We start from the raw sequence: 13,809 nt of genomic DNA on the forward strand, positions 1-13,809 counted from the left end.
GACAGAAGCTTAGCGGCGGTTGTAATAAAATTTCAAGAGGCTCTGCGCCGGTCCGAATGTGTCCCGTGCCGAAAGCCTGTGCGCCGTCATCACATGGGGACTGGCGCGATCCCGCCGCCACTGCTAGGCACCCTTCCCACGCACCGGCACCCGTAGCTCAGCTGGATAGAGCGCTGCCCTCCGAAGGCAGAGGCCACAGGTTCGAATCCTGTCGGGTGCGCCAACATTCTCAATGCCTTAGCCGCCATTTTGGCCAGCTGCGATAGCGGCGCGGGTCAGTTATGTGTTCGCTACGCGTGTGAATGCGGTTCGGTACGATGACGCCGGCACAAAACATTACGCGGCATTTCGGAGGCGACTGGAACGGATCGCAGGGGGCGTTTCCGTCGCCGGGGCATAGCAAATCCGATCGCGGGATGACCGTGAAAGACGCCAATGGCGGCGACGTTGTGTTCTACAGCCACAACGGCGGCGACTGGCAGGCAGTGAAGGATGAGTGCCGCCGTCTCGGACTTCTGCCCGAACGCCAGCGCCGGCCAAATGGCGAAGTCTGGCGCGAAACCGGGCGGTACGAGTACGTAGATGCTGATGGCACCGTTGCCTATCGCACTGTTCGTCTGGAGAAGGCGGGGGAGCGGAAGCGTTTCACCGCGCAGCGTCCCGACGGTCGAGGCGGATGGGTCAACAAGCTCGATCCGAACGCGCCTCGCATCCTGTATCGCCTCCCCGACATTATCGCGGCCGATCGCGCGAGCGTCGTCTATCTGACCGAAGGCGAGCGGAAGGCCGACAAGTTGGCGGGCTGGGGCTTCGTTGCCACGGCGATCGCCTTCGGTGCCAAAGGCTGGCGTGACACCTATGCGAAAGCGCTTGCGGATCGCACCGTCATCATTCTGCCTGACAATGACGATGAGGGGCGGGCATTTGCCGATCACGCGAGCAAGAGCATCAACCAGGCCGGCGGGAAAGCGTTCGTGCTGCCGCTTCCCGATCTGCCGCCCAAGGGCGACATAATCGACTGGGCTGGCACGCCCGAAGAGCTTCGTTCTCTCGCGGACGCGATCCTGCATCCCCCGGTGCCGATGCTGCCCATGCTCGACCCCGGCGCGTGGCAGGATCAGCCGGCGCCTGCGCGCACATGGGCGCTGCACGAATGGATTCCGACACGGCAGGCCACCTATCTCACCGGGGCGGGCAGTGCGGGCAAATCGCTCCTGTCACAACAACTGGCGACCTGCGTTGCACTCGGACGCTCATTTCTGGGCGTGGAGACGCGTCAGTCGGTCGCGATCTACCTGACGTGCGAGGATGACGCGGACGAGCTGCATCGCCGCCAGCTGGCGATCTGCGCGGCGCTGAACGTGTCCGCGCGCGAGCTGTCTGGAAAGCTTCACCTAATCACGCTGGCGGGCGGCATCGGGAACGAGCTGGCGACGTTCGATCCGCAAGGCCGCATGGCGACGACTGAAGCCTGGGCTACCCTACACGCGACCGTCATGCAGACCGGCGCCGGCTTCGTTGCGCTCGACAACGTGGCGCATCTGTTCGCCGGCAACGAGAACATCCGCAACCAGGTCGCGGCGTTCTGCGGACTGCTGAACGGGCTTGCTGCGGACGCGGACGCCTCGATCCTGTTCCTAGGCCATCCGAATAAGGCCGGTGACAGCTTTTCCGGCTCGACGGCCTGGGAGAACCAGGTGCGCTCCCGCCTGTTCCTCGATCAGCCGCGCGACTCGAATGGCGAGGCGCTAGACCCTGACGCGCGCCAGCTGGCCCGCGCGAAGGCCAACTATGCACGGAATGGCGAGACGATTGCTTTCCGGTGGCATCAGTGGGCGTTCGTCAACGAGGCAGAGCTTCCTCCGCGCATTCATGCGGAAATGGCTGCCAACGCCCAAGCAGGTGCTGACAACACCATTTTCCTTGCGTGCCTTGATGAGCGCAATCGACAGGGACGGGCGGTGTCCGAGAGCAAGGCGAGCCGAACCTACGCCCCGAAAGAGTTCGTGGCGATGGCCGAGAGCAAGGGGATTGGGCGCGGCCGTCTGGAGGCAGCGATGGATCGGCTGTTCCGAACGAGGGCGATCGAGCGGGGGGTGGTCGGGCGTCACCAGGGGGAAGGTAAGGACATGATCGGCCTGCGCCGAGTCCCCGATGACCTACCCGATGACGTGCCGATGGCACCTTCCGATGACGTGCCGATGACCCCCCGATCACGTCCGAAAGCACACACCCCTTATCTTACAGATAAGGGGGCGGGCTGGCCGCCCGCCGCGCCTCTTGTTGAAGACGACCTCGACTGGGGGGATGGACTATGACCCCATCCACTCGTCTCACGGCCATCACCCGACAGGTGGGACGCCTGCGCCCGGACTGGCGCAACCACGAACGCTACTTCGAGGAGAGGAGCGAAATCGAACGCGCGCTGCGCGCGCTGATCCATGAGTTGAAGGAAGGGGAGCGCCGTGGCTGACTGGCCCTACAACACGACGACGTGGAAGCGGCTGCGGCTCGCCCACCTGTCGCTGTCGCCGCTGTGTGTCGGGTGCGAGGCGATGGGCGTGATGACCCTCGCCAACACCGTCGATCATGTCGTGGCGATCAGCGATGGTGGGCCTGCGTTCCCCGACCATGATGGCCTGACCAGCTACTGCGGACCATGCCATGGTGCGAAGACGGCGCGGGGTAGCGAGGCCGGCGCGGTGCGTACTCGAAAGCCTCGTCGCGGCTGCAACCCTGATGGGACGCCCCTCGACCCTGCGCATCCATGGCACGGAAAATCGCTCAGGGCTGACGGGACTGGACCGACATCCGACCTTTTTCCTCAATTAGTTTCGGGAGTTAGGCGCGGTGGGTAAGCGGGGACCAGGCGCTGGAAAGCTGCGCGCAGCCGCCGCCGGGGCACCGCTGGAAGCGCCAACGTGGGAGGGGACGATGTTCGCCCCCCTCGAACCCGCTCGCCCTCTCATGGCCGTGTCGCACCCCTGGGAGAAGGACGGGATGCCGCCGGCAGAGCGCGTGCTGGCGTTCCTCCGCGATCTGCCGATCGTGTCGGGCCTGCGGGCGGGCGAGAAGATGGAGCTGCTGGGTTTCCAGGAGCAATTCGTGCGCGGCGTGTATGAGCCGACGAACGCCAAGGGCGACCGCCTCGTTCGCCTCGCGGCGCTGAGCGTGGCGCGCGGCAACGGCAAGTCCGCTGTCCTCGCGGGCCTGTCGCTGGCGCACCTGCTGGGGCCGATGCACGAACCCTATGGCGAGTGCTACGCCGCCGCGATCGATCGCGAACAGGCGGGCGTCCTTTACAACATGACGCGGGCGTACATCGAGGCCGTGCCGTGGATGGCGGCGCGGGTGAACATCCGGGATTGGCACAAGGAAATCATCGACGAGCGGACCAACTCGCGATGGCGCGCGCTGACGTCCGACGCACGCAAGGCGCACGGCCTGGCGCCGTCGTTCTGGGTCGCGGACGAGGTCGCGCAGTGGCGTTCGCGCGAGCTGTGGGACAACCTCAAGACGGGTATGGCGAAGCGCCGCAGCGCGCTGGGGGTAACGATCAGCACGCAGGCGGCGGACGACCTGCATTTCTGGTCTGAAATTCTCGACGCGGAGCCGGCGCCGACATTCTACGTCCAGCTGCACGCCGCGCCCGAAGGCTGCGCCCTCGACGATCGCAGCGCCTGGGCGGCGGCGAACCCGGCGCTGGGCGAGTTCCTGAACGCGGACGAGTTCGCCGATGCCGCAGCGATGGCAGCGCGATCGCCGTCGTTCGAACCTGCCTTCCGCCTGCTAAACCTAAACCAGAGGATCGATGCGGAGTCGCGGTTCATCAATCCGGCGGACTGGGAGGCGAATGGCGCGCCCTTCGATCCGGCCGAGCTGGAAGGCGAGCGCTGTTACGGTGGGCTGGACCTGTCCAGCACGCGCGACCTGACGGCGCTGGCGCTATGGTTTCCCGACGCCGGCAAGGCACTGGTCTGGCATTTCGTGCCGGCCGATACGATCGGCGAACGCGTCGAGCGCGACCGCGTGCCCTACGACCGCTGGGCGGCGGACGGATGGATCGAGACGACGGTGGGGCGGGCAACCGATCGCAGCGCGATCGTGCAGCGCCTGGCGGACATTCGGCAGCTCTACGACGTTCAGGGCATCGCGTTCGACCGCTGGCGCTACGAGGATCTGGTAAAGCTGCTTTCGGACGAGGGGATCGAGCTGCCGATGGTCGAATTCGTTCCCGGCTTCCGATCCTACGCGGCGGCGGTCGACGCCTTCGAGCGGGCGGTGCTCGACCGCCGGATGCAGCACAACAATTCGCCGATCCTGAAATGGCAGGCCGGAAACGTTGTCATCGAAACCGATCCCGCCGGCAACCGCAAGCCGACCAAGGCGAAGAGCCTCGATCGGATCGACGGGATTGTGTCGGCCATCATGGCCTGCGGCTTGGCCGCTACCGACGAGGGGCCGCAGGTGTATCGCGGCGCTGGACTGGCTTGGGTGTAGGTCTTGGGCACGGGAAAGCGGTCGACATCGCTGTCCCGATCAAAAACGGCGCCGGCTGATTGCGGGTCGCGGGGTTTCTCGCGATGTAGTCGATCGCAATATCGCGCAACTGGTCTAGTGTAATCGAAGTGTCCGGCGGCAGGCAAAAAGGAGGATTATCAATAAAAACCCGCCATTGGTTCAATGCGTCGACTGCGCCACTTATGTAACTTCGGCAGGAAATCCGGAAAAACTGATTTTCGCTGTTGCACTGCTCGTACAGCTGATTGCCTGTCATTAAGTTTATCGAAGCAGGGCTATACCTTCGGATTTCTTGTGCTGTAGCCGGTGGCGCAAATAGGATCGCAAAGGCCAGCATTCGCTTCATGCGAGCTTCTCCCGCAAAATAAGCCGAATCGCTTCTGGGCGCGACAGCGGAGAAGGCTGCTCTGCAATCCAGGCATCCAGACGCGCCATGTCCGGTGGGGTGAGGGTAAGGTGGACGGACTTAGCATCAGTCCTAGGACGCCCTCTTTTTTCCGTACGGACTATTGCGCTCGCCATTTATAGTCCGTACGTAAAAAACGAGCCGAGGGGAAGGTGAGATTTCCCGCCCGGCTCTGACCACAAACGTTCCTGGAGAACGATCATGGCTATTCACGCCCCTATCATGGGCGCGCCCTCTCGCGCGACCATGTTTCATCCAAACCGGCCGATCCGCGTGCGGCGGCTCATGTCCGCCCTTTCCCCCGACGAAATTGGCGACGCGATCGAAGCGCTGATCGCGCGACTCGACGCGCTCGACGGCGACCTCGACTACGAAGTGACCGGCGCCGAAGACGATTTCATGGATCATGGTGCTGATGGACCTGGGTGCCCAGTCGCCGACACGGACCACTGCGACGCGGGCGACGATAACCCGTACCGGCTGTACGGCGACGACGGGGCCGGCGACCCCGACGACGCCGAGGAAGACGACGTTGCCGAGGATGATGATCCGGGCGGTACTGAGATCGATTATGCCGAGGGTGTCGGCCATCTCGGGCAGGGCCTTCATTCTGCGCGCCCCCGCTACGGTATCGATCAGCGGCGCCCCCCGCTCAACTACGGTGGGGTCGAGCGCGAATACCGTGCCGCCCTCGCCGGCCTGACGAAAACGGCGGACGGACGTTGGTCGCTCGCGTCGGCGAGCCCACGCTAAGTGGAGCTAAAACCGCTACACTCCCACAGCTACAAACGTGGGGTATTGCCACGATTTGTAAACCGTGGCATACCACCACGCATGGACCATATCTTGACTGTTTCCCAGTTCACGCCGGCCGAGGTCGAGAAGATCACGGGCGTGTCGACAATGACACAGCGCGACTGGCGCCGGCGGGGTTTCTTGGAGAAGCGCGGAGAGGGCCACGCGCGATACGATCTGTTCGACCTTGGTCATCTACTGGCGCTGAAGCTGCTATCTGATCGCGGCGTGCCTCTCGATGCTGCGGCCGACGTCGCCAATTTTTGCGGCATGGGGATCGGTTATCGCGTCCTTCAGTGGGTCGACGCTTACGAGGGCGACCACCTGCGGACCAACGAAGCGCGCGGTCTCCCCGAAACCTTCCCGACGCAAAATATGATCGACATGGCGCACCGGTTTGTCGCCGAACGCGGAAACGAATTGCCTGCGGACTTCGGCACCCGCCCGCAGTGGGGCGAGAAAGGCGAGTGGCTCGCGCGCCAAGTTTACCGGCAGCGGTTCGAGACCGGGGTGGTGCCGGCACCGCTCTTTATATGGTGGGCCGACGGCCAGCACGTCTTCCACGACAGCTTCGACAAAGCGCGGTCGGAAATGACCAGTGGCGATGCAAGGCTTGCTGGGCCGGCTCTCGTTCTCGACTTCGCAAGTCTGGCGAGCGTCATCACCGACCGCGCCGGCCGCGCTTTCGTACACGTCGAGTTTCCTGATTTGCCCCCCGAGGGTGAACCCAATGTCAACGCCGTGAGGCAGTCGACTGTCACAGAGCCGGGGGCTTCGGCCCCCGGCCAGCATGAGGACGAAGCATGAAAACGAGTGAATTGATCGAACAGCGGGCGGCGATCGTCGCTCGCATGAACGATGCCCACGGCAAGGACGACCAGGCCGCGTTCGACACCGCCGCAACCGAGCTGCGCGCGCACGACGCCAAGCTGGAGCGCGCCCGCGCGATTGACGCGGCCGACCGCTCCGAACAGGGCCGCACGATCCACGGCGATGCGGTCGACCCCGAAATCCGCAGCCAGTCGGTGATCGAGACGATTCGCTACAAGATGGGCGAGCCGTGCGACCGCGCGAAGGTCGAGCGCGAACAGGCGTTCCTCGAGGAGCGCGCCGGCAAGAAGGCCGATGGCATCTTCATCGCCACCGAGCTGTTCGAGATGCGCGCGACGCAGACCACCGGCACCAGCGCGGCGATCGTGCCGACCAGCTTCCGGCCGGACCTGTTCACGTCGGCGCTGACCAACCAGACCGTGATGCAGGCGCTGGGTGCGACCGTGCTGACCGGCCTCACCGGCAATGTCGTCATCCCGCGCGAGACGGGTTCGCCCAACGTGGGCTGGGTGGCGGAGGACCAGGCGCTGCCGACCGGCAATGCGACTTTCGACAGCCTCACGCTGTCGCCGCATCACGTCGGCGCCATCACCGAGCTTTCGCGCCAGCTCATTATGCAATCCAGCCCTGCGGCCGACGCGATCGTCCGCCAGATGCTGTCGCGGAACATCGCGCTGGAGATCGACCGCGCCGCGATCAACGGCACGGGCGCCGACGCGCAGCCGACTGGCATCCTCAACGCCGCCGGCATCCCAACCGAGGCTTTCGCCACCGACCTGTTCACGACGACCGCGAACATGATCGGCAAGGCGGACATCGCCAACGTCGGCAGCTCGCGCGGCTTCGTCACGACGAACGGCGTGAAGGGCATGGCGGCGAAGACGAAGGACGGCGACGGCTACCCGCTGGGTATTTCGACCATCTTCCACGGCGAGCCAGTCCAGTTCTCCAATCAGGTGCCCAACAACCTGAACCCGACCGCGAACAAGCACGGTCTGGTCTATGGCGACTGGGCGGACTTCCTGATCGGCATCTGGTCGCAGCTGGATATTCTCGTGAACCCGTATGCCGAGTCGGCGTACAGCAAGGGCAACATCCTGATCCGCGCGATGGCGACGGTGGACTTCGGCGTGCGCCGGCCGGCATCGTTCGTCAAGGCAACCGGCGTGGCGGTGGCGTGATGGACGCGGCACCCTCCACCGTCGAGCGACGGGCATTCACCGAGGTTCGCACCAGCGGTCGACGGTTGGAGGGCTATGCCGCCACCTTCGGCGCGGAGGCGCAGCTGGGGACGTTCGTCGAGACGATCGAACCCGGTGCGTTCCGTTCGGCCATCACCGGTGACGTACTGGCGCTGCTGGATCACGACGCGGGCAAGGTGCTGGGGCGAACGCGCTCCGGCACCCTGCGCCTGTCGGAAGACAGCCGGGGCCTCGCCTTCTCGCTCGACATTCCCGACACCGCCGCCGGCCGCGACGTGCTGACCCTCGCCGATCGCGGCGACCTGGGTGGCATGTCGTTCGGCTTCAACGTGCCGAAGGGTGGCGAGCATTGGTCCGGCAACCGCCGATCGCTGCGTACGATCGGCTTGCGCGAAATCAGCGTCGTGTCGGCGTGGCCCGCCTATCCCGATACCGAGCTGGCCTTGCGCGCGATCCGAAGCGGCAACGACGCGCTCCGCCGGCTGCGCATCCTCACGCTGGCGAGGGCCGGACAATGGGCCTGATCGACCGCACCCTCTCCCGAATGGGCTTCGAGCGCCGCAGCGACGCCGCCGACCCGTCGTGGGGCGCCATCGCCCCCGGCATCGGCTATCCGGCGGGCCTGTCCGCTCGCGCGCATGAGAACCTGTCTACGGTCCTCGCCTGCACCACCGCTATCAGCTCCGCGCTCGCCTACGTGCCGGCGCTGGTCTATCGCCTCGAAGGCGGCGCACGGGTCGAGGCCTTGGCGCATCCGATCCGCCGCATCACGCGGACGGGCGCCAGTGAGCATATGAGCTGGCCGGACTTCCTGGAGCATCTGGTCGCGTCGGCGCTGCTGACCGGCAACGGCCTGGCGACGATCGACCGTGGCGACAATGGCGCGCTGACCGGCTTCACCTGGATTCCGTGGGGCATGGTGACGGTCCAGCATCTGCGCAGCGGCCGGCTCGCCTATGACGTGTCGGACGGGCGGGGCGGAATGCGCCGCTATCTGGAAGGCGAAGTCATCCACCTTCGCGACCGCACCGACGACGGCTTGCTGGGCCGATCGCGCCTCTCTCGCGCCGCCGATGCGGTCGCGGGTGTCGTCGCATCAAACGCTTTCGCCCGATCCTTCCTCGATCGCGGCGCCGCGCCATCGGGCGTGATCGAGCTTCCTGGCACGTTCAAAGCCGAACAGCGCGAGGCACTGCGCAAGCAGTTTCAGGAGCGGCACGGCGGCGCTGCAAACTCCGGGTCGACGCTGATCCTCGACGGCGGGATGACGTGGAAGGCGGCGTCGATCAGCCCGGAGGACGCGGAGCTGCTGGAAAGCCGCAAGTTCGGCGTCATCGAAATCTGCCGGCTTTTCCAGGTGCCGCCGCCGATCATCCAGGCCTACGAGAACAACACCTTCACCAACGCCGCGCAGGCGGGTCTGTGGTTCGCACAATTCACCCTCGCGCCCTGGGCGCGCAAGATCGAGGCGGAGTTCGCGCGCAGCGTCCTGACAGCCGGATATGAGATCGAGCTGGACTTGTCCGGCTTCCTTCGCGGCGATCCGACAACGCGCTGGGCGAACCACAAGATCGCGATCGACGCGGGCGTCCTCGATGCCGACGAGGTTCGACAGGTCGAGGGCTGGAACCCGCGCGCCAAGCCGGCGGAGGTGACGCCATGACGATCGCCGAAATGCGCGCCCTGCTCGGGCTGGGCGATGACGTGAGCGACGCGGCGGTGGTGGAGGCTTATGTCGTGCATCTGTCGGGCGCCCCCGTCGCGACAAGCACTGTTGCCGCGGTGACGTTGGCCGAAGCCAAGCTGTTCTGCCGCGTCGATCATGACGCGGACGACGGCTTCTTCCAGATCGCGATCGACGCCGCGACGGACGCTGCACGCGACGTAGCGGATGGCTGGGACGGTTCGGAACCGGTGCCGGCTCGCGTCAAGCTGGCCGTCCTGCACCACATCGTCACCGCCTATGACGGGCGTGGCGATAGCGCGGATATTCCGGCCGGCTCCGTGCGCCTCCTGCAACCACTGCGCAGGCTCGAAATCTGATGGCGCGCCTGATGACAGCGGAGCAACTAGCGGACGAAATCGGCCTGCCTTCTGCTCGGACTGTGCGGACGATGCGCGCCCAAGGGCTTCCGGCCGTCCGCTTGGGCAAAGCCTATCTCTACGATCCCGATGACGCGCTTGCCTTCGTGGCAGCCCGCAAGGAGGTGAAATGCCCAGACCCAACCGGGGCGCCTATCTCAAGTTCATTCGAGCGCGCGGCGCCTACTACATTCAATGGAGCGAGGCAGGCTCTACCCGAAAGCGCAGCACTGGCACGGCAGACCGCGCAACGGCTGAAGCGGCGCTCGCCGAGTTCATCCGCGAGCGATACCGTCGCCAGCGACCCGCCGGCCCGCGTGATCCGAGCGAGTTTCCCATCGCGGACGCGCTAGACCTTTACGGCTCGCTGCACGCCCCAACGACAGAGGCGCCAGAACGCATCGGCCATGCCATCGAGGCTCTATTGCCATTCTGGGGCGCAAACATGGTGGGCGATGTGTCTGACGAAACTTGCCGCGCCTATGGCGAGTGGCGCGGAAGATCTGACGGAACGATCCGGCGGGAGCTGGGCACCCTGCGCGCGGCTATCAACTTCGCGCATCGCAAGGGACGCCTGACGCACGCGCCCGCCGTATGGCTTCCCGACAGGCCGGAGGGACGCGAGCGGTTCCTGACACGCAGCGACGCGGCTGCGTTGCTCAATGCGGCTCGCACGACGCGCGCTGACACCCGTCTGTACCTTCCGCTATTCATCGTACTGGCGCTCTATACCGGCGCCCGCAAGGATGCGATCCTGTCGCTTCGATGGACGCAGGTCGACCTCGATCGCCGCCGCATCAACTTCAACCCTCCGGGCCGGAAGCGCACCGGGAAGGGCCGCGCACACATCCCTATCCCTGATCGGCTGCTTACGTTTCTTCGGCTCGCCCATCGTCGGGGGAGTGACCTGGGCTACGTAGTTCACAACAGCGGCAGGCGAATAAAGGACATTGGTGGAGCCTGGGATGGCGCACCCGACCGAGGCGGTGACGGCAGCTTTGGACGGGCGTGCAAACGCGCCGGCATCGCAGACGTCACGCCCCATACGCTTCGACATACCTGCGGCACTTGGCTCGCCCAGCGTGGCGTTGATCTGTGGGAGATTGCCGGGTGGCTGGGGCATAGCCACGAGCATACGGTGACGCTCTACGCACACCATCATCCCGACTTCCTCGACAACGCGCGCCGCGCGGCCGATCGCCGGTGACGGACGTGTCAGTTATGTGCACGCTACAAGCGTCTATTCACGACCTGTTCCGCGAAAAACGGCATGAACGCAGGGAGAACGATGGCGGAAATGCGTGGTGGCGCAATCCTCCGAAGGCAGAGGCCACAGGTTCGAATCCTGTCGGGTGCGCCAATCTCAATCCACCAAGAGGTTGAGAACGCTACACAAAAGCGCAGTTCGAGCCGCGCCGTTCCCCACCCCGCTCCCACATTTGGTCGCGATCATGGGCGAACAACGGCGAACACGACCCGTTCCGGAGCCGTCCGCATAAGCGGTTCTTCACCTTTACCGTTCACTTGATCCCGACGTCTTTTCAACGATCGGAGATCCACCTTGAGCGCATTCCGCCCGCTGACGCCGAAAGAGGCTATCGAGCTGGTTGAGGCTGCTGAGGTGGGTGATGCCGCTCGGCTAATCCAGGATTTTGCCGCGGCAGGCGTCGTGAAGTCCTACGCGATGGTGCGCGAGACGATCGAACCCGGCGGTGGTCGGCGGATCGTCCGGGACGGGGCGCTTCCGAAGGACGACTGGGAAAGGATCGTCCGGGACGGTGTCGCCGGCGACGTGTGGTCCGGCGGAACGGTTCGCCTCGAGGGCGGGGAGCTCATCGGCAGCGAGCCGCTCGTGATGGTGACGGGCGTGTCGTTCAATCCGGGCGACCTGAAGAAGCTGATCGACCGCTTTCTCGGCCAGCGCAAGCCGGCGACGCCCGCCCGGCGTCCCGCAGAAAATGCATGCGCGACGTCGCTTCAGGCGCCCTCAAAGCCAGTCGAGACGGTTAGGGGCCGTCGTCCCGATCTGTCGGTCCTGAATACGGACGCGCTGTTGATGACGATCGCAGACGCCGGCCGCACGCTCGGCTTCGGCCGAACCAAGATCAACGGCCTGATGAAATCAGGGCGGTTGGAGCGGAAGGAAATCGACGGTGGCGTCCGGATCACGGTCGCGAGCGTAAGGGCATTGGCGGGCTTCACGAGCTAGTCGCCGCTTCAATCGGTTCGGCCTCGGCGTTCCCTGCCACAGTATGATGGATTTCTATTTTAGCGTGTACTAACAGTCGCCGGAAAGAGGAGGCGTATGGACGAAGAGGACATGGGCGCCGAGCCGGTTTACGAACTGCCGAGCGACCAAGATTGGCTGCTAACGCAATTGGTCCAATGGGCGGAGCTTGGCGTGAACACGGGGGTCACGCTTTTCGTGAACGGAAACGTCGTGTCTGGTATGCTGAGCAGTGAAGGCGTATATATCCGTCGACTTCGAAGGGAGTTCGCTGACGGACTTGGTGATGGCGCGGTGGCCGCCCCGATTGATAGGGCATTTGCTTCAATACTCGAAGGCGTCGATGCCCTGCGGCAAGAAGAAGGCCCGATCCCATATCCGCGATATGCACATTTGACGGACGCCCAGGTATTTGCCCCGGGCAGCGACCCATTACCGTCTAAGCAGGCAATTTCACTGCGAATAAAAATCGCGTCCGTCGACAGCTTCAGCTTGGGCAAGATGGCACAGGCGAAGTGACAGACTTGCCTATTTCCGCGCGTGTTCTTTGACGACAACCGTCTACCTGCCTCGGCGGTTCGAAACCGACGCTATCTACACGTTCCTCAACTTTCTTGTGGACCGTGATGGCAACCCGATTGACGATCACATAATCTTTGACTTTCGGTATCTGAGCTTCATCGAGGGGACGGGTTTCACCGCCTTGTTTAACACGCTGGAGTGGCTCGGTCGCCGAGGCGTCCGGCGGCAGTTCGCTCGGCCGTCGACCGGCTCATCGGCCATCTCCTATCTCGACGACTGCGGTTTTTTTCGCCAGTTTCTCGGGAGGCCGCTCTCAAATCGGGCCGCCGCCCGCCGGTCCACGCTACCATGCTCGAAAGTTGCTCATACAGATGGTCACGGCTGGTTAGAATTCACCCTCTCCCCTTGGCTTTCGAGCGTGCTCCGCGTACCGCCGGGGGCAATCGCCAGCGTAAAAACATGCGTGAAGGAAATTTTCAACAACATCGCGGACCATTCGTCAGAGCAGATTGGCTGCGTTCATGCTCAGCATTATCCCCAGCTAAGCCAGGTGCGACTGACTGTTTCAGATTTCGGGCGTGGAATCCCCGATACGATCAAAACCATCCGGCCGGGGCTGGATGACGGGCAAGCCATCTTGACCGCGTCTCGAGAAGGTGTGACAGCAAAGAGCAATCCCCAAAACCGGGGCATCGGTCTGGATTTTCTGATCACCCACGTGACGGCCAATCATGGTCGGGTATCGATATATTCACATTCCGGGTCGTTAATATGCGATCCAGGTCGCAGCGTCGACGAACCGGTGCGGAGGCCTGCGGTCATGCCGGGGCTTTATCCCGGTACGATGGTGGATATAATGCTGCCTACAGATCGTTTTGTGGGCGATGAACTCGGGACGGAGGACTTAGAATGGTGATCACCGCTCTCGACCACGTGCCGCAGTGCTACACGTCGGCGGATGGTTTGATAATCGGGAGCATTCTGCGCCGATCGTTGCGTAGCGGCCGGACCACGCTGTCATTCGCTGGGGTGGATGACGTGCCGTCCTCCTTTGTAAACTCCGCCATTGTTTCGCTGCTTGACGAGTTCAGTGCGGCGCGAATTCGCTCAGATTTGTCCATCGTAGATAGCAATCGGCAGATTAACGAGATGATCCGCCGATGCATGAACAGCGCGGTACGGGTCCCCGAATTTGCTTAACCGAGCCAGCCTGACCCAGTCAG

The 13,809-nt window shown here is 64.1% G+C and carries 16 protein-coding genes and 1 tRNA gene; 16 read left to right on the top strand and 1 reads right to left on the bottom strand.

Annotation, left to right across the window (positions count from 1 at the left end; translation table 11 throughout):
- Positions 1-146 precede the first annotated feature (146 nt).
- The 5 genes from ACFSC3_RS19195 to ACFSC3_RS19215 all read left to right on the top strand — a co-directional run bounded on the left by ACFSC3_RS19195 (position 147) and on the right by ACFSC3_RS19215 (position 4,500).
- Positions 147-223 (top strand) — tRNA-Arg (locus tag ACFSC3_RS19195).
- A 193-nt stretch (positions 224-416) separates the two neighbouring features.
- Entirely contained in the window at positions 417-2,318 is a 1,902-nt protein-coding gene (locus tag ACFSC3_RS19200) for an AAA family ATPase (protein WP_380941800.1), read from the top strand.
- A complete protein-coding gene (locus ACFSC3_RS19205; RefSeq protein ID WP_380941802.1) occupies positions 2,315-2,473 on the top strand; it encodes a hypothetical protein in 159 nt (52 codons plus the stop codon). Before ACFSC3_RS19200 ends, ACFSC3_RS19205 begins: the two co-directional genes overlap by 4 nt.
- Entirely contained in the window at positions 2,466-2,858 is a 393-nt protein-coding gene (locus ACFSC3_RS19210) for an HNH endonuclease (protein WP_380941804.1), read from the top strand. The genes ACFSC3_RS19205 and ACFSC3_RS19210 overlap by 8 nt, the downstream gene beginning before the upstream one ends.
- A 76-nt stretch (positions 2,859-2,934) precedes the next feature.
- A complete protein-coding gene (locus ACFSC3_RS19215) occupies positions 2,935-4,500 on the top strand; it encodes a terminase large subunit (protein ID WP_380941806.1) in 1,566 nt (521 codons plus the stop codon).
- Here ACFSC3_RS19215 and ACFSC3_RS19220 read toward each other — a convergent pair.
- The gene (locus tag ACFSC3_RS19220; protein ID WP_380941808.1) at positions 4,448-4,867 is read right to left on the bottom strand and encodes a Rap1a/Tai family immunity protein; all 420 of its coding nucleotides are present in this window, start codon (positions 4,865-4,867) and stop codon (positions 4,448-4,450) included. The two genes, ACFSC3_RS19215 and ACFSC3_RS19220, sit on opposite strands and share 53 nt — an antisense overlap.
- 282 nt (positions 4,868-5,149) lie before the next feature.
- Between ACFSC3_RS19220 and ACFSC3_RS19225 the strand changes: the two genes are divergently transcribed.
- The 11 genes from ACFSC3_RS19225 to ACFSC3_RS19275 all read left to right on the top strand — a co-directional run bounded on the left by ACFSC3_RS19225 (position 5,150) and on the right by ACFSC3_RS19275 (position 13,786).
- Positions 5,150-5,680 (top strand): hypothetical protein, encoded by a 531-nt coding sequence (locus ACFSC3_RS19225; protein WP_380941810.1) that lies wholly within the window; start codon positions 5,150-5,152, stop codon positions 5,678-5,680.
- A gap of 81 nt (positions 5,681-5,761) precedes the next feature.
- A complete protein-coding gene (locus ACFSC3_RS19230) occupies positions 5,762-6,529 on the top strand; it encodes a MerR family transcriptional regulator (protein WP_380941812.1) in 768 nt (255 codons plus the stop codon).
- The gene (locus ACFSC3_RS19235; protein ID WP_380941814.1) at positions 6,526-7,734 is read left to right on the top strand and encodes a phage major capsid protein; all 1,209 of its coding nucleotides are present in this window, start codon (positions 6,526-6,528) and stop codon (positions 7,732-7,734) included. Before ACFSC3_RS19230 ends, ACFSC3_RS19235 begins: the two co-directional genes overlap by 4 nt.
- Complete coding sequence (locus ACFSC3_RS19240) at positions 7,734-8,279, top strand: HK97 family phage prohead protease (RefSeq protein ID WP_380941816.1); 546 nt, start codon at positions 7,734-7,736, stop codon at positions 8,277-8,279. Before ACFSC3_RS19235 ends, ACFSC3_RS19240 begins: the two co-directional genes overlap by 1 nt.
- The gene (locus ACFSC3_RS19245) at positions 8,270-9,418 is read left to right on the top strand and encodes a phage portal protein (RefSeq protein WP_380941818.1); all 1,149 of its coding nucleotides are present in this window, start codon (positions 8,270-8,272) and stop codon (positions 9,416-9,418) included. The genes ACFSC3_RS19240 and ACFSC3_RS19245 overlap by 10 nt, the downstream gene beginning before the upstream one ends.
- A complete protein-coding gene (locus tag ACFSC3_RS19250; RefSeq protein ID WP_380941820.1) occupies positions 9,415-9,798 on the top strand; it encodes a head-tail connector protein in 384 nt (127 codons plus the stop codon). The genes ACFSC3_RS19245 and ACFSC3_RS19250 overlap by 4 nt, the downstream gene beginning before the upstream one ends.
- 169 nt (positions 9,799-9,967) lie before the next feature.
- Entirely contained in the window at positions 9,968-11,044 is a 1,077-nt protein-coding gene (locus ACFSC3_RS19255) for a tyrosine-type recombinase/integrase (protein ID WP_380941822.1), read from the top strand.
- Between the two features lie 354 nt (positions 11,045-11,398).
- The gene (locus tag ACFSC3_RS19260) at positions 11,399-12,046 is read left to right on the top strand and encodes a hypothetical protein (RefSeq protein WP_380941824.1); all 648 of its coding nucleotides are present in this window, start codon (positions 11,399-11,401) and stop codon (positions 12,044-12,046) included.
- 96 nt (positions 12,047-12,142) lie between these two features.
- Positions 12,143-12,583: a hypothetical protein gene (locus ACFSC3_RS19265; RefSeq protein WP_380941826.1), complete on the top strand. Its 441-nt coding sequence runs from the start codon at positions 12,143-12,145 to the stop codon at positions 12,581-12,583.
- 28 nt (positions 12,584-12,611) lie between these two features.
- Positions 12,612-13,502, top strand: a complete 891-nt coding sequence (locus tag ACFSC3_RS19270; protein WP_380941828.1) for a hypothetical protein — start codon at positions 12,612-12,614, stop codon at positions 13,500-13,502.
- Positions 13,496-13,786 carry an STAS-like domain-containing protein gene (locus ACFSC3_RS19275; RefSeq protein ID WP_380941830.1) on the top strand — a complete coding sequence of 97 codons (291 nt, stop codon included), beginning with the start codon at positions 13,496-13,498 and terminating at the stop codon, positions 13,784-13,786. Before ACFSC3_RS19270 ends, ACFSC3_RS19275 begins: the two co-directional genes overlap by 7 nt.
- The last annotated feature ends 23 nt before the right edge of the window (positions 13,787-13,809 follow it).

The organism is Sphingomonas floccifaciens (assembly GCF_042681125.1).
Lineage (GTDB): Bacteria > Pseudomonadota > Alphaproteobacteria > Sphingomonadales > Sphingomonadaceae > Sphingomonas > Sphingomonas floccifaciens.